This window comes from Stenotrophomonas sp. GW821-FHT09E08, assembly GCF_059416125.1.
In genome coordinates, this window is sequence record NZ_JBWKOO010000015.1 from 42603 (window position 1) to 59899 (window position 17297).

At 65.8% G+C, this 17297-nt stretch carries 18 protein-coding genes; 14 read left to right on the forward strand and 4 right to left on the reverse strand.

Translation table 11 applies throughout. The annotated features are described in order from the left end of the window. Positions 1–21 precede the first annotated feature (21 nt). From rsmD to AC07M7_RS16955, 6 genes are all read left to right on the forward strand, one after another. Positions 22–630 (forward strand): 16S rRNA (guanine(966)-N(2))-methyltransferase RsmD, encoded by a 609-nt coding sequence (gene rsmD / locus AC07M7_RS16930; protein ID WP_482998677.1) that lies wholly within the window; start codon positions 22–24, stop codon positions 628–630. A 26-nt stretch (positions 631–656) separates the two neighbouring features. After that, entirely contained in the window at positions 657–1166 is a 510-nt protein-coding gene (gene coaD, locus AC07M7_RS16935; RefSeq protein ID WP_008267036.1) for a pantetheine-phosphate adenylyltransferase, read from the forward strand. A gap of 62 nt (positions 1167–1228) precedes the next feature. Then, on the forward strand, positions 1229–1720 hold the full coding sequence (locus AC07M7_RS16940; protein WP_005409092.1) for a hypothetical protein: 492 nt from the start codon (positions 1229–1231) through the stop codon (positions 1718–1720). A gap of 132 nt (positions 1721–1852) precedes the next feature. Beyond that, positions 1853–2134, forward strand: a complete 282-nt coding sequence (locus AC07M7_RS16945; protein WP_004153175.1) for a YfhL family 4Fe-4S dicluster ferredoxin — start codon at positions 1853–1855, stop codon at positions 2132–2134. After that, positions 2131–3861 (forward strand): gamma-glutamyltransferase, encoded by a 1731-nt coding sequence (gene ggt / locus AC07M7_RS16950; RefSeq protein WP_428710369.1) that lies wholly within the window; start codon positions 2131–2133, stop codon positions 3859–3861. The genes AC07M7_RS16945 and ggt overlap by 4 nt, the downstream gene beginning before the upstream one ends. Before the next feature lie 119 nt (positions 3862–3980). Beyond that, positions 3981–4868: an MBL fold metallo-hydrolase gene (locus AC07M7_RS16955; protein WP_004153182.1), complete on the forward strand. Its 888-nt coding sequence runs from the start codon at positions 3981–3983 to the stop codon at positions 4866–4868. 117 nt (positions 4869–4985) lie between these two features. On the opposite strand, the gene AC07M7_RS16960 is transcribed toward AC07M7_RS16955, so the two are convergent. Beyond that, positions 4986–5279, reverse strand: coding sequence for a PsiF family protein (locus AC07M7_RS16960; protein WP_004153183.1), 294 nt, complete (start codon positions 5277–5279; stop codon positions 4986–4988). Positions 5280–5422: 143 nt separating this feature from the next. Then, positions 5423–6055: a uracil phosphoribosyltransferase gene (gene upp, locus AC07M7_RS16965; RefSeq protein WP_004153184.1), complete on the reverse strand. Its 633-nt coding sequence runs from the start codon at positions 6053–6055 to the stop codon at positions 5423–5425. A gap of 216 nt (positions 6056–6271) precedes the next feature. Here upp and AC07M7_RS16970 point away from each other — a divergent pair, with 216 nt between their 5' ends. From AC07M7_RS16970 to AC07M7_RS16985, 4 genes are read left to right on the forward strand one after another with little or no spacing between them, the layout of a single operon-like run. Beyond that, on the forward strand, positions 6272–8785 hold the full coding sequence (locus tag AC07M7_RS16970; protein WP_495207908.1) for a TonB-dependent receptor: 2514 nt from the start codon (positions 6272–6274) through the stop codon (positions 8783–8785). Then, on the forward strand, positions 8785–9900 hold the full coding sequence (locus AC07M7_RS16975) for a phytase (protein WP_337301912.1): 1116 nt from the start codon (positions 8785–8787) through the stop codon (positions 9898–9900). The genes AC07M7_RS16970 and AC07M7_RS16975 overlap by 1 nt, the downstream gene beginning before the upstream one ends. Before the next feature lie 14 nt (positions 9901–9914). Next, positions 9915–11264 carry a purple acid phosphatase family protein gene (locus AC07M7_RS16980; RefSeq protein WP_495207909.1) on the forward strand — a complete coding sequence of 450 codons (1350 nt, stop codon included), beginning with the start codon at positions 9915–9917 and terminating at the stop codon, positions 11262–11264. A gap of 11 nt (positions 11265–11275) precedes the next feature. Beyond that, positions 11276–11887 (forward strand): inorganic diphosphatase, encoded by a 612-nt coding sequence (locus AC07M7_RS16985; protein WP_495207893.1) that lies wholly within the window; start codon positions 11276–11278, stop codon positions 11885–11887. A gap of 19 nt (positions 11888–11906) precedes the next feature. On the opposite strand, the gene AC07M7_RS16990 is transcribed toward AC07M7_RS16985, so the two are convergent. Beyond that, complete coding sequence (locus AC07M7_RS16990; RefSeq protein ID WP_495207894.1) at positions 11907–12491, reverse strand: hypothetical protein; 585 nt, start codon at positions 12489–12491, stop codon at positions 11907–11909. Positions 12492–12600: 109 nt separating this feature from the next. Here AC07M7_RS16990 and AC07M7_RS16995 point away from each other — a divergent pair, with 109 nt between their 5' ends. Together AC07M7_RS16995 and AC07M7_RS17000 are read left to right on the forward strand one after the other, a co-directional pair. After that, on the forward strand, positions 12601–14016 hold the full coding sequence (locus AC07M7_RS16995; protein ID WP_495207895.1) for a cryptochrome/photolyase family protein: 1416 nt from the start codon (positions 12601–12603) through the stop codon (positions 14014–14016). A gap of 140 nt (positions 14017–14156) precedes the next feature. Beyond that, positions 14157–14852: a YiaD family glycine zipper/OmpA-like lipoprotein gene (locus AC07M7_RS17000; protein WP_012510724.1), complete on the forward strand. Its 696-nt coding sequence runs from the start codon at positions 14157–14159 to the stop codon at positions 14850–14852. 211 nt (positions 14853–15063) lie between these two features. Here AC07M7_RS17000 and AC07M7_RS17005 read toward each other — a convergent pair whose 3' ends face one another. Then, a complete protein-coding gene (locus AC07M7_RS17005; RefSeq protein WP_005409107.1) occupies positions 15064–16095 on the reverse strand; it encodes a LysR family transcriptional regulator in 1032 nt (343 codons plus the stop codon). Between the two features lie 147 nt (positions 16096–16242). Between AC07M7_RS17005 and AC07M7_RS17010 the strand changes: the two genes are divergently transcribed. Next, a complete protein-coding gene (locus tag AC07M7_RS17010) occupies positions 16243–16470 on the forward strand; it encodes a hypothetical protein (protein WP_012510726.1) in 228 nt (75 codons plus the stop codon). Then, positions 16467–17237, forward strand: a complete 771-nt coding sequence (locus AC07M7_RS17015; protein ID WP_032969666.1) for an SDR family NAD(P)-dependent oxidoreductase — start codon at positions 16467–16469, stop codon at positions 17235–17237. Before AC07M7_RS17010 ends, AC07M7_RS17015 begins: the two co-directional genes overlap by 4 nt. Positions 17238–17297 lie beyond the last annotated feature (60 nt).

A 17297-nucleotide genomic window follows, 5' to 3' on the forward strand; every position in this document is an offset into this window, starting at 1 on the left:
TACAATCCTGCTCATGCTGAAATTCTCGAATACCTCCCGCCGGGGGCGCCGGTGAGCGGCCGCGGTGGCAATGACGGCCAGGTCCGCATCATCGGCGGTCGCTGGCGCAATACCCGCCTGCCGGTGCCGACCCTGCCGGGGCTGCGGCCCAGCAGCGACCGCGTGCGCGAGACCCTTTTCAACTGGTTGATGCCCAGGTTGGGCGGTGCGCGGGTGCTCGATCTGTTCGCCGGCAGTGGCGCGCTGGGCCTGGAGGCGGTCTCGCGCGGTGCCGCGCACGCCACCCTGGTCGAGCGCGACGCGCAGCTGGGGCGCAATCTGACCGCCGCTGTGGCCAAGCTGCAGGCCACCGACCAGATCACGGTCGTGCAGGCCGACGCCGTGCGCTGGCTGCAGGGCGCGCCCGCGCAGCAGGCCGACCTGGTCTTCATCGACCCGCCGTTCGCCGATGGCCTGTGGCAGGACGTACTGGCCCAGCTGCCCCGGCACCTGACCACCGATGCCTGGCTGTACCTGGAGTCGCCGGCCGGCCACGTGCCGGCGCTGCCGCCGGAATGGCTGCTGCACCGCGAGGGCAGTACCCGTGAGGTGCGCTTTGCCCTGTACCGCCGCGCCACTGCTACACTTTGACCTCATCTGAACATCTGCAACCGCCCATGACCGTGGCCAACCGCCGCATCGCCGTCTATCCCGGCACGTTCGACCCCATCACCAATGGTCATATCGACCTGGTGAGCCGGGCCGCACCGCTGTTTGAAAAGGTCGTGGTGGGCGTGGCGCAGAGCCCCTCGAAGGGACCGGCACTGCCGCTGGAGCAGCGCGTACAGCTGGCGCGTGGCGCCCTGGGCCACCACAGCAACGTCGAGGTCATCGGCTTCGATACGCTGCTGGCCCATTTTGTACGTTCGGTGCAGGGCGGTGTGCTGCTGCGCGGGCTGCGCGCGGTGTCCGACTTCGAGTACGAATTCCAGATGGCGAGCATGAACCGCCACCTGATTCCGGAGGTCGAGACCCTGTTCCTGACCCCGGCCGAGCAGCACAGCTTCATTTCGTCATCGCTGGTCCGCGAGATCGCGCGCCTGGGCGGCGACGTGTCCGGTTTCGTGCCGGCCGCGGTGCTGGAAGCCCTGCGCAAGGTCCGCGAAGCGAAGTCGGCGCAGTCGTAAGGCCCCGCTGTACCCGCACCCCCTTTACGTACAACACCACGCACCATTCCGGGAGGAAACCCATGAACACCACCATGCGCGCGATGCTGATCGCTTCGTTGGCCCTGGCCTTCACCGCCTGCAAGAAGGAAGAGGCCGCTCCGGTCGACGAGGCCAAGCAGGCCCTGGTCGCTCCGGCCAAGGATGACGATGCAGGCTGGAAGAAGTACCTGCAGGAAGTGGCGATCCAGAACATGGGCAACATCACCAACAGCCCGTTCCTGTACTACCTCTCCCCGGAATCGGATCCGGACTTCCAGGCCAAGTACGAGCGCCAGACCGAAAGCGCGACCCAGGCCGTGGCCCGTGGCGTGCAGCCGGGCAACATGCTGGCCTTCGGTTCGTCGGCCTCGGGCAAGATGGCTGACATGATCCAGGCTGTCTTCAAGGACGTGTCGCCGGATTCGATGAAGGGCGTGCGCGTCGTCTTCATCGGCCAGTCGGCCGACAATGCCCGCGTGCAGGCTGCCATCCAGCCGACCGGTGCCGAGTACATTTTCGTCGAAGCCAAGTAATACCGAGCCATGGCGGCCATGCTCCGGCATGGCCCGGGCGGCGTCCTGCAAGGGCGCCGCTGATGACCTGACCGGCCCGCGCGCCCGCGTTGGCCGGTCCTTTGTCCCAGGGCGCGGGCGAGGAGTATCGCCGTGTCGCTGAAAATCAACGAGCTCTGCGTCAACTGCGACGTATGCGAGCCGGCCTGCCCGAACCAGGCCATTGCGATGGGTGAAACCATCTACGTGATCGACCCTGCGCGCTGCACCGAATGCGTGGGTCATTTCGACGAGCCACAGTGCGTGGTCGTCTGCCCGGTCGAGTGCATCGACCCGGACCCGGAGATCGTGGAAACGGAAGACCAGCTGCTGGCCAAGCTGCGCCAGCTGCAGCACGATCACCCCGAACTCTACGCGGAGCCCCCATCCGAATGAAGACGCTGATCGTCCGCCCCTTGTTGCTGCTTGGCCTGCTGCTGAGCCCGATCGCCTGGGCCGACAGCCCGGTCCGGGCCGAGCGCCCCGATGGTGCGGCCATCGCCAGTGGCCACCGACTGGCCACCCAGGCCGGCATCGACATCCTGGCGCAGGGCGGCAACGCCTTCGACGCCGCAGTGGCGGTGTCGTCCACGCTGGCGGTGGTCGAGCCGATCAGCTCGGGCCTGGGCGGCGGCGGCTTCTTCCTGCTGCATGATGCGGCCACCGGCAAGGATGTGATGCTGGACGCGCGCGAGACCGCGCCGGCCGCTGCGACCCCGCAGGCCTACCTGGACAAGAAGGGCGACCTCGACCGTGACCGCTCGGTCAACGGGCCGTGGTCGGCTGGCATCCCAGGCCTGCCGGCGGCGCTGGTCGAGCTCTCGGCCAGGCACGGCAAGCTGCCGCTGTCGGCCTCGCTGCAACCGGCGATCCGCATCGCCCGCGAAGGCTTCCCGGTGTACGACCGCATGGCCAAGGGCTATGCCTCGCGCCGTGAAGTGATGGAACGCTACCCCGGCACGCGCGAGGTTTACCTGCGCAACGGCAAGCCGATCGCCACCGGCGACCTGTTCCAGCAGCCGGAGCTGGCGCAGACCCTGGAACGCCTCGCCGCTGACGGCTTCGATGGCTTCTACAAGGGCCAGACCGGCAAGCTGCTGCTGGCCGGCGTGAAACAAGCCGGTGGCAAGTGGACCGCCGAGGAGCTGTCGGGCTACCGCGTGAAGCTGCGCGAGCCGATCGTCTTCAACTACCGCGACTGGAAGATCACCACGGCGTCGCCGCCGTCTTCCGGCGGCATCGCGCTCGCGTCGATGCTGCAGATCCTGGAAGGCTGGGACCTGAAGTCGATGGATGAGGCCCACCGCACCCACCTGGTGGTGGAAGCGATGCGCCGTGCCTACCGTGACCGCACCTTCTTCCTCGGCGATCCGGACTTCGTGCAGATCCCGCAGAAGGTGCTGACCAGCAAGGATTACGCGCAGGGCCTGCGCGCCACCATCCATCCGGAGAAGGCCACGCCCAGCGACCTGCTGTCGGGCAACCCGACCCCGCTGGAGGACGACGAGACCACCCATTTCTCGATCATCGACCGCGACGGCAACCGGGTTGGCGCCACCCAGACCGTCAACCTGCTGTACGGCTCGGGCCTGATTCCGAAGGGCACCGGCGTGCTGCTGAACAACGAGATGGACGACTTCGCGCTCAAGCCGGGTACGCCCAACGCGTTCGGCGTGATGGGCTATGAGGCCAATGCGCCGAAGCCGGGCAAGCGCATGCTCAGCTCGATGACGCCGACCTTCATGGAGAATGCCGACAAGGTGGTGGTACTGGGCACGCCGGGCGGCAGCCGCATCATCACCATGGTGCTGCTGGGCATCCTCGGCTACGACGCAGGCCTGGACGCGCAGCAGGTCGCCGCGCTGCCGCGCTACCACCACCAGTGGCTGCCGGACCTGATCGAAGCCGAGAACGATGCGTTCGACGCCGGCACGGTGAAGCAGTTGCAGGCGATGGGCCACAAGATCGACCTGCCGGGCGATGTCGCCGCCGGCGGCCGCGGTTCCAGCCACGTCTGGGGCAACCTGCAGACCGTGGAATGGGACCGCAAAGCGAACAAACTGTTCGGTGGCAGCGACCCGCGCAACCCGGTGGGCAGTGCCCAGGTTGTACCGGCGCATTGATGCTCCGGTAGCGCCGGGCCATGCCCGGCGTACGGAGAGCCTGGAGACCCCGCCAACCGGCGGGGTTTTCCGTTTCCAATCTAGCGATTATTTAACGAGCCGACGCCGATAATTGGCGCATGAAACTCTGGTCGATTCGTGGAAACTCGCAGCGCCTTGATGGCGGTGCGATGTTTGGTAACGCGCCGCGCGCGTTGTGGGAAAAATGGGCGGCACCGGACGAGCTCAATCGCATCGAGCTGGCCTGCCGTGCGCTGCTTGCCAGCCCTCTGGAAGGCAAGACGGTGCTGTTTGAAACCGGTATTGGTGCCTTCTTCGATCCACGCATGCGCGAACGCTACGGCGTGCAGGAAAGCCAGCACGTGCTGATCGATTCGCTGCGCGAAGCCGGTTTCGAGCACGAGGATATCGACGTGGTGGTGCTCAGTCACCTGCACTTCGATCACGCCGGAGGCCTGCTCGCGGCCTGGAGCGAAGGGCGTGAGCCGGAGCTGCTGTTCCCCAACGCGACCTACGTGGTCGGTGCGCAGCACTGGCAGCGTGCACTGCAGCCGCACCCGCGCGACCGTGCCAGCTTCATTCCGGAACTGCCGGGCCTGCTGCAGGCCAGTGGCCGTCTGGAAGTGGTGGACGGCGAATATTCGAAGGCGTTGGGGCGCACTGTGCGTTTCAGCTACAGCGATGGCCACACGCCGGGGCTGATGCTGGCCGAAATTGTCGGCCACGCGCGTGCCGATGAATCACCGAAGGGCGGCGTAGTTTTCTGTGCCGATCTGATCCCGGGCCGCTCGTGGGTGCACGTGCCGATCACCATGGGCTACGACCGCAATGCCGAGTTGCTGATCGACGAGAAACGGCAGTTCCTCGAAGACAAGCTGGCGCGCAATGTGCATCTGTTCTTCACCCACGACCCGCAGGTGGCGCTGGCGCAGCTGGGCCGCGATGACAAGGGTCGTTTCGTGACCCTGCACGAGCAGGGCGAGCTGAAGGCGCGCGCCCTGGGGTAAATGTAGAGCCGAGCATGAGCTATGCCGGTCGTCCTGACCGACACCCTGCGGGTCGTCGCGAGCGACGTTGGCAGCGGCTCCTGCCGCTGCCTTCGGCTCTACAGCAGGAGTCAGCCGCTACGACGCCTTCAGGCAGCTGCTCATGAAGGTCTTGCGTGCATCACCGGCCAGCTTCTTCGTGCCCGCATCGGCGTTGCACTTGCGCATGCGTTCCTGCGGTGTGGTCGCGGCCTTGCTGTCGGTAGCGTGGCCGCTGAGGCAGGAGCTCTGCGCGGTCTTGTAGGCGTCGCCCTTGAGCCCCTTGTTCTTGGCCGAGCAGTCGGCCATGCGTTGCTGCTGCGGAGTGGTGGCATTGGCAGCCAAAGGGAGGCCGACCAGCAGGACGGCGGCCAGCAGGAAAGAGGCTTTCATCGAGAGCTCCAAGGGTGGCGGGTGCGCGGAGCATTCGCTTCCCGGCGCCAAGAGCACGTGAAGAATCGCAACGCGGCCGCGACGCGCCGCGCTGTTGAGGTCAGAACCCTTTCGGCACGAAAGGGCTCTGACCCCGCTGGCATTCAGCCGACGCGGGTACCGAAGATGCGATCACCGGCATCGCCCAGGCCGGGCAGGATGTAGCCCTTGTCGTTGAGCTGGGCATCGATGGCCGCAGTGTAGATCTCCACGTCCGGGTGCACGGCCTTGACCGCCTCGATGCCTTCCGGCGCCGCGACCAAGAAGATGCCCTTGATGCGGCGGGCACCGGCACGCTTGAGCATGTCGATGGTGGCGATCAGGGTGCCGCCGGTAGCCAGCATCGGATCCAGGATCAGCGCATCGCGTTCTTCCAGGCGACCGGTCAGGCGCTCGAAGTAGGGCACCGGCTGCAGGGTTTCCTCATCGCGCTGCAGTCCGACCACGCTGACGCGGGCGGCCGGGATCAGCGACAGCACGCCGCTAAGCATGCCCAGGCCGGCGCGCAGGATCGGCACCACGGTGATCTTGGCCCCGGCAATGCGCTGTACGGTGACCGGGCCGGCCCAGCCGGGGAGGGTGTGCGGCTCGGTCTCGAGGTCGGCGGTGGCCTCGTAGGCCAGCAGCGTGCCCAGCTCGTTGGCCAGTTCGCGGAAATCCTTGGTGCTGAGCGCGGCGTTGCGCATCAGGCCGATCTTGTGCTGCACCAGCGGGTGGCGCACTTCGACGATCTTCATGGTCGGGAAGGGGGAAAAGGAGAGAGGACGCCATTTTGCCGGATCGGCGGGCCGAACCCAAACCTGGCCCGGAGCAGCCTTACATGAAATGTGCAGGCGCATGTCACGGCCATGCAACCTTGCGGACATACCGTGCAGACCCATTCTTAACAGGAATGGGGATTCCCAGTGCATATCAAGACTCCGTTGGCCGTTGCCATCACCCTGACCCTGGCGATGGGGGCCGCAGCTCCGCTGCAGGCGGCCGGGCAGCAGGCGGTTGCCGCCACCGGCGCCGTGGCCGCTGAGGCGGTCGATCTGGACCGCATCGAAGTGCGCGCCCAGCTCGAATCACAGATCCGCGCCGTTGACCTGAAGCGCAGCAGTGATGCGATCGAAGATGCCGTGTCCTCCGATGCACTGGGCCAGTACCCGGACAAGAATGTCGCCGAATCGCTGCAGCGCCTGCCGGGCATCAGCGTGACCCGCGACCAGGGCGAAGGGCGCTTCGTGGTCATCCGCGGCCTGGACGCCAACCTCAACAGCGTCAGCGTGGACGGCATTGCCGTCGGTACGCCGGAAGATTCCAGTCGTGCCGCACCGCTGGATGTGATTCCATCCGATTCCACCGAGCGCCTGCGCGTAGTGAAGTCGCCGACCCCGGACATGCCGGGTGATGCCATCGGCGGCGCCGTGCTTGTGGAGTCGGCCTCGGCCTTCGACCGCGACGGTCGCAGCCTGCGTGGCAAGATCGAAGGCAGCCACCAGCAGCTGTCCGGCGAGACCAGTCCCAAGGCCGCCTTCAACTACAGCGAAGTGTTCAACGACACCTTCGGTGTGGCGCTGGGCGTGAACTACCAGAAGCGCAAGTTCGAGTCGGACAACACCGAAGTGGAGTATGACGGCGAGGACAACGCCGTCCCCGGCGATGTCACCGCGATCAACCTGCAGCATCGCAAGTACGAGATCGAGCGCAAGCGCATCGGTGCCAACCTCAACCTCGACTGGCGCCCGAATGAATACAGCAAATACTACCTGCGCACGCTGTACAGCCAGTTCGACGATGCGGAGACCCGCCAGCGCGTGATCTTCAACTTCGACGACGCGAAGATGGTCAAGACCGGCACCGACCAGTATCGGCTGGATGGCATGCCGAAGGATTCCATCGACAAGCGCATGCGCTACCGCACCAAGAAGGAGAACACCTTCGCGGCAAGTCTCGGTGGCGAGAACAAGCTGACCAACGCCGTGGTCGATTACCGGATCGGCTACACCCGCACCGAAGAGCGGGTGAACGACGAGATGGAGGCCCGTTTCAAGCTTGATGGCAAGGCCTTCAATGGCACCCTGGACCAGCGCAGCCGCCTGCCCAGCTACAGCTTCGACAACCCGCAGTGGCTGTACAATGGCAACTACGCGTTCGACCGCTTCGTGCTCTCGCCCAAGCAGGTCAACGACAAGGAACACAGCGCGCAGGTCAACGTGCGCTTCGACGGCGACAGCAGCAGCATCAAGTTCGGCCTGCTGGGCCGCTGGCGCGACCGCGACGTGAATGTGGACGAGCGCGAGCTGCGCGTCGGCCCGAAGGTGGCGCTGTCGAGCTGGACAACCTCCTCGCCGGAACACCGCCACGGCAACCTGGGTGACGGCATGGATTCGGCCGCGATGCGTGCCTTCTGGGCGGCCAATGGTGGCCAGTACAGCGCTCGCCCGCAGGATGTCGGTGGCAACGCGATGACATCGCTGGAAGAGGACTACGTGGCCAGCGAAGACATCTTCGCCAGCTATGCCATGGGCACCTGGGACGTGGGTGCACTGCGCATCATCGGCGGTGTGCGCGTGGAAAACACCCAGTTCAAGGCAACCGGCAACCAGGTGGACGTGGCCGCCAACGGGCGCAGCTTCACGGTTACCCCGCGCGTGGCCAACAGCAGCTACACCAACGTGCTGCCGGGCCTGCACCTGCGCTACGACGCGGCCGATGACTGGGTACTGCGCGCCTCGGCCAACAAGACCGTATCGCGTCCTTCCTTCGGCGATGTCTCGCCACGCGTGGGCTACAGCCGCGGCGACGAGGAAGTGCGCCTGGGTAATCCGGAACTGGATCCGTACGAGTCGAAGAACATCGACCTGTCGGTGGAGAAGTACATCGGCAGCACCGGTATCGTTTCACTTGGCCTGTTCCACAAGTCGATCGATGGCTACATCGTGCAAACGGTGCGGACGAATGATCCCGCTTATGGCGGCTTCGACGTGACCCAGCCGATCAATGGCCGCAAGGCCACCGTGCGCGGTGCGGAATTCAACTGGCAGCAGCAGCTGGCCTTCCTGCCAGCCGGCCTGGACGGCCTGCTGGTCGGCGCCAGCGGTACCTGGCTGGATACCAGGTTCGATGCCGGCATCAAGGACCGCGCCGGGGAGGATTTCACCCTGCCGCGCGCCTCCAAGCATGTCTACAGCGCCCACATCGGCTATGAAAAGTATGGTGTCAGTACGCGGCTGGCGGCGGTGTACCGCAGCGAGTACCTGGACAGCATCGGCAAGGGCCGCGCATTCGATATCTACGTTGCACCCAACACCCAGCTCGATTTCTCGCTGGACTACAAGTTCACCCCGCGTGTGAGCATGTACTTCGAGGCGCAGAACCTGCTGGACAAGCCGCTGGAGCTGTACCAAGGGACGCGCTCGCGCACCCTGCAGATGGAAGAGTACGGCCGCACCTATGCGCTGGGCCTGAAGGTGGCGCTGTGATGGGGCGCCGCATCCCGGTCCTTGCCGCGGCATTGGCGGCTGCTCTGCTGGCAGGCTGTACGCCTGCCACCGGCAATGATCCGGCCGTGGCCGCCCCAGCAGCGAAGCCCGCGGCACAGCGGGCGGTGGCGACCATCGCCGAGGCATTTGTCACTCCACTGACCCCGGCCGACAACATCGATTCGCCGGCGGCGTGGCGTGCGCCGGATGGCAAGCTGTGGCTGATTGCCACCGCCAAGGCCACCGACAAGCTGGTGGTCTACGATGGCAGCACCGGCCAGCACCTGCGTGACGTTGGCAGCAGCGGCACCGGGCCAGGACAGTTCGATCGCCCAAACGGCATCGCAGTGACCGACGACCTGCTGTGGATTGTGGAGCGCGACAATCATCGCGTGCAGGTGCTGAGCCTGCCGGACTTCACCCCGCTGGCAACATTCGCTGCCGAGGATCTGCGCAAGCCGTACGGGTTGTGGGTCGACCGCCGTGCCGATGGCTACAGCGTCTACGTCACCGACTCCTGGGACAACGGCGAGGATGCGCAGGGCCGTGACATCCTGCCGCCGCTGGCCGAGCTGGACAAACGCGTGCGCCAGTACCACGTGACCCGCGACGGTGCCAGGGTCGAAGCGAAGCGCGTGGCGGACATCGGGGATACCAGCGAGGCTGGCGCACTGCGTGTGGTGGAATCGATCTGGGGCGATCCGGAGAACGATCGCCTGTTGATCGCTGAAGAGGATGAAAGCTACGCCAGCGAGTTCAAGGTCTACACCCTGGCCGGGCGTTTCACCGGCACCACCTTCGGCCGCGATGTGTTCAAGGCGCAGGCTGAAGGCGTGACCCTGCGCACCTGTGGTAAGGACGGCTGGTGGATCACCACCGAACAGGGCAAACAGCGCAGCGTGTTCCATCTGTTCGACCGGCATACGCTGAAGCCGGTGGGTGCGTTCCAGGGCAATACGGTGGCCAACACCGATGGCATCTGGTTGATGCAGCGGGCCAGCCCACGCTTCCCGCACGGTGCGCTGTATGCGGTGCATGACGACCAGGGCGTGGTGGCCTTCGACTGGGAGAGCATCGCCAAGCAGCTCGCGCTGCCGCTGGAGTGTGGCGCATGAGCGGCCAGTGCGTGATGCGTTCGCTGGTGCTTGGCCTGCTGCTGGTATTGCCGTCGCTGGCGTCTGCGGCGGCCGAGCCGAACACCCAGCTGCCGGCAGGCAGCCGCTACTACGCAGCATCCACGGTGCCGGATCGCATCGTGGCATCGCCCGCGGCCGATCCCGGCCATGGCTTTGCCGTGGCCTGGCGTACTGATGGCAGCGTGCAGGCGCCGCTGCTGGAGATTGCCGTGGCCGGTGACTCACCGGCCATCGAGGGGATCCGCCAGGTGCGTGCGACGACCCGCGCACTGCAGACCGAGAACGGGCTGTCGCATCATCATCGCGCGGACATCAGCGGCCTGCAGCCGGATACCCAGTACGTCTACCGCGTGCAGGGCAATGGCAGCTGGAGCGCCTGGAACCAGCTGCGTACGCTGGCCGCCGCCGACCAGCCGTTGACGCTGCTGTACTTCGGCGATACCCAGAACAAGAACGTCAGCCATGTCAGCCGCGTGATCCGTGCCGCACAGAAGGCCGCACCGGAGGCACGCATGAGCCTGTTCGCCGGTGACCTGGTCAGCGGCGGCGACAACATGGATGACAGCGAGTGGGGCGAGTGGTTCGCTGCCGCCGGCTGGCTGGCGCAGGAAACTCTGGTGGCGCCGGCGATAGGCAACCACGAGTACTTCGAGGAATTCGAGGACACCCCGCAGGAACGCCGCGTGCTGGGCAAGCATTGGCCGGTGACGTTCGCGCTGCCGGGCAATGGCGCCACCGCCGCGCAGCAGACCAGCTACTGGTTCGATGCACAGGGCGTGCGAGTGGCCGTGGTTGATGGTACTTCGGCACTCGACCTTGGCACGGCCAAGGCGCAGGCGCAGTGGCTGGACAAGGTGCTGACCGGCAATCCGCAGCCATGGACCATCGTGCTGCTGCACCAGCCGTTCTATTCGCCGCGCGAAGGCCGCGAGAACGCCGCGCTGCGTGATGTGCTGTTGCCGGTGGTGCGCCGCCACAACGTGGACCTGGTGCTGCAGGGCCACGATCACACCTACGGCCGTCGCGGTGAAGGGCAGGGCGCCACGCCTCAGTACGTGGTGACCGTGGCCGGGCCCAAGCAGTACCGCCTTTCCGGCGAAGCACGCAGGACGATGGATCCGGTGGCTGAAGACACCCAGCTGTTCCAGGTGCTGCGCATCGATCCGCAGCAACTGCGTTACGAGGCGCGCACGGTGACCGGTCGCCTGTACGACGCGTTTGAACTGCGTCGTGATGCCAAGGGCGGCAAGCAGCGGCTGGAGCAGCGCGAGGGCCGCATCACTTCGCGTGAATGCCCCCGTGCGCAGACTGCCAAAGGTCGTGCAGACCGTTGTTGGGAGTGAGAGGAAACGCCATGACGACACGTCGTATCGTCCCGATGGCCGCCATCGGCGGTGCACTGCTGATTCTGGCCGGTGCGGTTGCTGCTGCCGACGCGGTGCTGCATCCGTTCCTGGTCGCGCAGCCGAAGCAGGCCCCGCTGGAGGTGAACCTGGCGGTGGAGATCCCCGCTGGCAGCTTCACCAAGTACGAGATCATGGAAGACGGTCTGGTGCATGTGGACCGCTTCCAGTCGATGCCGGTGGCCTATCCGGCCAACTACGGCTCGATGCCGCGCACGCTGGCCGGTGACAACGATCCCCTGGATGCGCTGGTGTTGACCCGTGAACCACTGCATCCGGGCGTGATCGTGCGCTTCCGGCCGATCGGCTACCTGAAGATGATCGACGGCGGCGAGCATGACGAGAAGATCATCGGCGTGCCCACCGACAAGGTCGACCCGACCTACGCCAACATCCGCGACCTGAAGCATCTGCCGGAAGTCGAGCGGCAGCGCATCGAGGCGTTCTTCCGGGTCTACAAGGACCTGCCGGCAGGCCGCAATCCGGTGCAGCTCAACGGCTGGGGCGATGCCGCCGAGGCCCGTGTGCTGATCAGCGAGGCGATGCAGCGTTTCGAGAGGTAGATCCACGCCATGCGTGGATTCAGCCTCGCAGTGTCTCCAGCAGGCACTCGGCATCCAGGCGGTTGCCAAGCACCTGCGCAACCGCCTGCACCGCGGCTTCCTCGTGCACGGCACGGATGCCCCCATCGTCATCATCGTCGTAGAGGTCGTCGCCGGCCTCCAGATACACGGTGCCGGCCGCCGCCAGAGCCGCCATCAGAGTGGGGACGTCGGCAACAATCTCGCCGGCATCCAGCAGACCGGCACCGTGATGACTGAACAGCACGTGGCCGTCGTCCAGGTCGAGGATGAAGGGATCGGCGCCGCGGTCGGCAATCACCAGCCAGTTCGATGGCCAATCGTCGATGGGCTCGCCACTGATGCCGTGCCAGCGATAGCCGGCCTGGTGGCTCCACAGGCGCTGCAGCGGCGGTATCCAGACATCAAGGCCAGGGATGGTGATGCCGGCTGCACCCACCTTGGCACTGATCTCATCGCCCAGCGGTCCGACCTGCGCGTAGAAGCGCGCCAGCACTGGGGGTAACGGGAATGGGCCCTGCCAGTCACCTTCGCGCTGGGCATGCAGCAGCCCGAAGCGGGCGAATGAGGTCTGCAGATCATTCATGGCAGGGTCCAGCGGGGAGCGGCCCGGCAGCCTGGCAGACTGCCTCTGCCTGCAATGCCTTCACCGCGGCTGGCTATCATGACCGCCTTCCACAACGAAGGCGGTGCATGTGTCGGTAGCGTTGCTATGGTTCCGCCGTGATCTGCGGCTGCAGGACAATCCTGCCCTGCAGGCCGCGCTGGATGCTGGCCACGATGTGGTGCCTATCTACATCCACGCGCCGCACGAGGAAGGCGAGTGGCTGCCCGGCGCGGCCTCCGATGCGTGGCGCCATCGTTCACTGGATGCGCTGGATGCCGACCTGCGTACGCGCGGCTCCTCGCTGGTGCTGCGTGCCGGTGACAGCCTGCCTACCTTGCAGGCGTTGATCCAGCAGACTGGCGCCGAAGCGGTGTACTGGAACCGCAAGTATGAACCCGCCACCCAGCCACGCGACGCCACCATCAAGCGCACGCTGCGCGAGCAGGGCATCGACGCACAGAGCTGCAATGGCAGCCTGCTGTTCGAGCCGTGGGATATCGCCACCCAGCAGGGCCAGCCGTACAAGGTATTCACGCCGTACTGGCGCAACGTGCTCAGCCACTGGTGCCTGCCCGCGCTGCAGGCCGCACCGAAGGCGCTGACGGCACATTCGGTCGACAGCCTCGGGCTGGAGGAGTTGCGGCTCGCGCCCACGCTGGACTGGGACACCGGCTTCTGGGAGCACTGGCAGCCGGGCGAAGCCGGTGCGCTGGAGGCGCTGTCCGTGTTCGAGGACGGCGCGTTGCGCGGTTACCGCGAGCAGCGTGACCTGCCGGATCGCGTGGGCACCTCGCGAATGTCGCCGCACCTGCATTTCGGCGAGATCGCACCGTGGCGCATCGCCCACGCGCTGGAAGGGCTGCGCAGTGCGGGCACCGACGCCGATATCGATGGTTACCTGCGCCAGCTGGGCTGGCGTGATTTTGCCTATCACCTGCTGCACCACTTCCCGAAGACGCCCACAGACAACCTCAACCCGCGCTTTGACCGTTTCCCGTGGTCCACGCCCAGTGCCGCGCAGCTGCACGACTGGCAGCGCGGCAACACTGGCGTGCCGATCGTCGATGCGGGCCTGCGCGAGCTGTGGCTTACCGGCTACATGCACAACCGGGTGCGCATGATCGTTGCCAGTTACCTGTGCAAGCATCTGCGTGCGCACTGGCTGCACGGTGCGCGCTGGTTCTGGGACACCCTGGTCGACGCGGACCTGGCCAACAACACGATGGGCTGGCAATGGGTGGCCGGCACCGGTGCCGACGCAGCGCCGTACTTCCGGGTATTCAATCCAGTCACCCAGGCCGAGAAGTTCGATCCGCAGGCCCGCTACATCAGCCGCTGGGTGCCCGAGCTGGCAGCATTGCCGGTGAAAGCGCGCTTCGCGCCCTGGCAGCATCCGTTGCTGCTGGCCGCACATGCCCCGGACTATCCGCGCACGCCGCTGGTGGATCTGGCCGCAGGCCGGGATGCAGCGTTGGCCGCCTACCGTCAGTCAGGGGCAGGGTAAAGCGCCCCTGACGCGATCCAGTCAGTTAGCTGAACGTGGACCTGTCAGCGCGCCGGATCATCATTCCGGCATCGCATTGGGCTGTTTATTCTCTTTGCGCCCGCAAGCCGCCGGCCCGACCGGAAACCAAGGAGAACCCCATGATCCGCAACACCACCCGCAACGTCGCACTGGCCCTGATGAGTGCGGCCGTCCTGTCGGCCTGCGCCACCGGCGGCTCCTATGTGCAGAGTGACCAGTACGGCAACCCGACCGAGCAGCAGAACCGCACCGGCCGCAACGCGCTGATCGGTACCGCCATCGGCGTGGCCGCCGGCCTGCTGACCGGTGACAGCGCCACGGAGCGTCGTCAGCACGCGCTGATCGGCGCCGGTATCGGCGCGCTCAGCGGCGCGGCCGTTGGCCAGTACCAGGACCGTCAGGAACGTGCACTGCGCGAGCGCACCGCCAACACCGGCATCGATGTGCAGCGCCAGGGCGACAACATCATGCTGAACCTGCCGGACGGCATCACCTTCGACTTCGGCAAGGCGACCCTGAAGCCGCAGTTCTACGGCTCGCTCAACGGTGTTGCAGGTACCCTGCGTGACTACAACCAGACCATGATCGAAGTGGTTGGCCACACCGACAGCATCGGCAGCGACGCAGTGAACAACCGTCTGTCCAAGGAACGTGCCGACTCGGTCGCGCAGTACCTGGTTGGCCAGGGTGTGCAGAGCGTGCGCATCGAAACCCTGGGCGCTGGCAAGTCGTACCCGATTGCCGACAACAGCACCGATGCCGGCCGCGCCAAGAACCGCCGCGTCGAAATCCGCGTGATTCCGCTCAAGCAATAACGCTACGCGTTATTGCTTGAGCCGGTCCGGCCATCGGCCGGAACGAAAATGCCGCCCTTGCAGGCGGCATTTTTGTGGGTGCCGAGCTTGCTCGGCAAGCCGATAGCACATGTAGAGTCGAGCCATGCTCGACTGCTATCCTGGTAGGTGCCGACCTTGGTCGGCGCGGTTCCAACAGCAATCGAGCATGGCTCAACTCTACAAAAGCCGGTCATGCCGCCGAAGCCGCGACCTTTTCCAGGATCCGCTTGCCGCTGCTTTCCAGCGCGGCGTCTTCCTTTTCCTTCTGCTGCTGCGCCAGCTTCGCGCCCGGGCACTGCGCCAGCATGTAATTGGCGTCGAAGTTGAGCTTCTCGACCAGGAAGTCGACAAATGCACGTACCTTCGGCGAGACCAGGCGGCCGCCGGCGAACACGGCATTGAAGTCCACCTCCGGTCCGGTCCAGCCAGCCAGAACGCGGCGCACCATGCCTGATTCGACGAACGGCTTGGCCATCACGTCGCCGGTCAACAGCAGGCCTTCGCCACACACCAGCGCACCATTGAGCGCGGACATGTCGTTGGCGGTCATCAATGGGGTGACCGGGAAGTCACGCAACTCGCCGCCATTCTCGCCCAGCTGCCAGGTGAAGCGCGGCGAGTTGCCGGTGTGGTACGGCTTGCGCATCGCCAGGATGCGATGGAACTGCAGCTCTTCCGGATGCAGCGGCTCACCATAGCGTTCGATGTAGGCCGGGCTGGCGAACACCTGCGTGCGCAGGCTGCCGAGCTTGCGTGCCACCAGGTTGGAATCGGGCAGGGCACCCACGCGCAGAGCCAGATCGGCTTCGCCGGCAATCAGGTCCAGCTTCTCATTGCCCATATGCATGTCGAGGCGGATCTCTGGATACTGCGCATGGAACTGGCCCAGCAGCGGCGCAATCCAGGTGATGCCGATCGAATAGGGCACGGTGAAGCGCAGCCAACCGCGTGGGCCGGACTGCAGCTGGCTGACCGCGCTTTCGGCTTCTTCCAGTTCGCGCGCGATGCGCTGGCAGTGCTCGTGGTAGATCGAGCCGGCTTCGGTAAGGCCAAGGCGGCGCGTGGTCCGGTGCAGCAGGCGCGCACCCAGGCGCGTCTCCAGTTCCTGCACCTTGCGGCTGACCGTGGTCTTGGGCAGGCCGAGCGATTTGGCAGCGGCAATGAAACTGCCTTGCTCGACCACTTTGACGAAGATCAGCGTCTCGTTGAGATCGTGGGACATGGTCTGGGATCCTGGACGTCGGGGATGGGACAATCGTGACAGAACGATTGGACCGGGAGCGGGATGATTATTCCCCTTAATCAGGACTAATCAAGTAAAGGTTTGAGGTCTATCGTGGCGCCATTCGTTATTTGGAGCCCGTCCGCCATGAGCCTGCGCAACATTCTTGCCCGTCTCCGGAACGCCGGCCAGAGCACCCTGGACCTGGCAATGACCGTTGAAGTCCGCCCGAGTTCCTTGGTGCACAAGGACTTCCGTGAGTTTACCGCGCCCATGCGTCAGCAGCGTGGCGGTGCCATCCGCCTGGTTCCCCACAAGGGCGACCGACTGCGCCGAATTGGGACTATCCCGGATTTGGGAGGAAATGTCCCGTGAATGGGATGTTGACGCCCGAAGTTCTGGTTCTCGGCGGCACCGGTGCCGTGGGGCAGGGCGTGGTTGGCGCATTGCTGGAAGCCGGCAGCCCGGTGCTGGTGGTCGGTCGCGATCCGGGCCGGCTGGCAGCGCTGCATGAGCAGTTCGCCGATGAGCCAGGCCTGGAAACGCTGCTCGGCTCGCTCAGCGACGATGGTTCGGCGCGTGCGTTGGCCGAGCGGGTCGCGCAGCGCCCACGGCCGCTGGCCGCTGTGATCGCGGCCATGGGCGGTCCCTACCGCCGCGGTCGCGTGGTCGATCGCAATGGCAATGAACTGCTCGGCGCGCTGCAGGCTGACCTGATGCCGCACGTGCACGCGGTGCGCCACCTGCTGCCGTTGCTGCAGGACAACGTGCACGCACGTCGCTACGTGATGATCGGCAGCCCGGCCGCCGTCAAGCCGTGGGCCGGTTACGGCGAAAGCTCGATCACGGCTGCCGCGATGCGCATGTACGCGCAGGTGGTGCACCAGGAAGCGCAGGCGATCGGCGTGCGCGCGCAGATGCTGGAAGTCTGCAGCCCGGTGTGTACCCCGGCCAACGCGGCCAATGCCTGCATCGAGTGGCCGAGCTCGCTGCTGGTCGGCCGTCGCGTGGTCTCGCTGCTGGATGGATGCCGCGACAACCGCGCCGTCGTCCGTTGTGACAGCAGTGATGCCGAGCTGCCGCGTGGCCTGCTGCACCTGGAAATTCCACCTTTGTGGCGCGATACCGCCGGCGTTGCTTGACCTCGACCTTGGTTGAGGTCGCAGGATACGCCGCCCGTTTTTGCAACACGTTCTCATCTA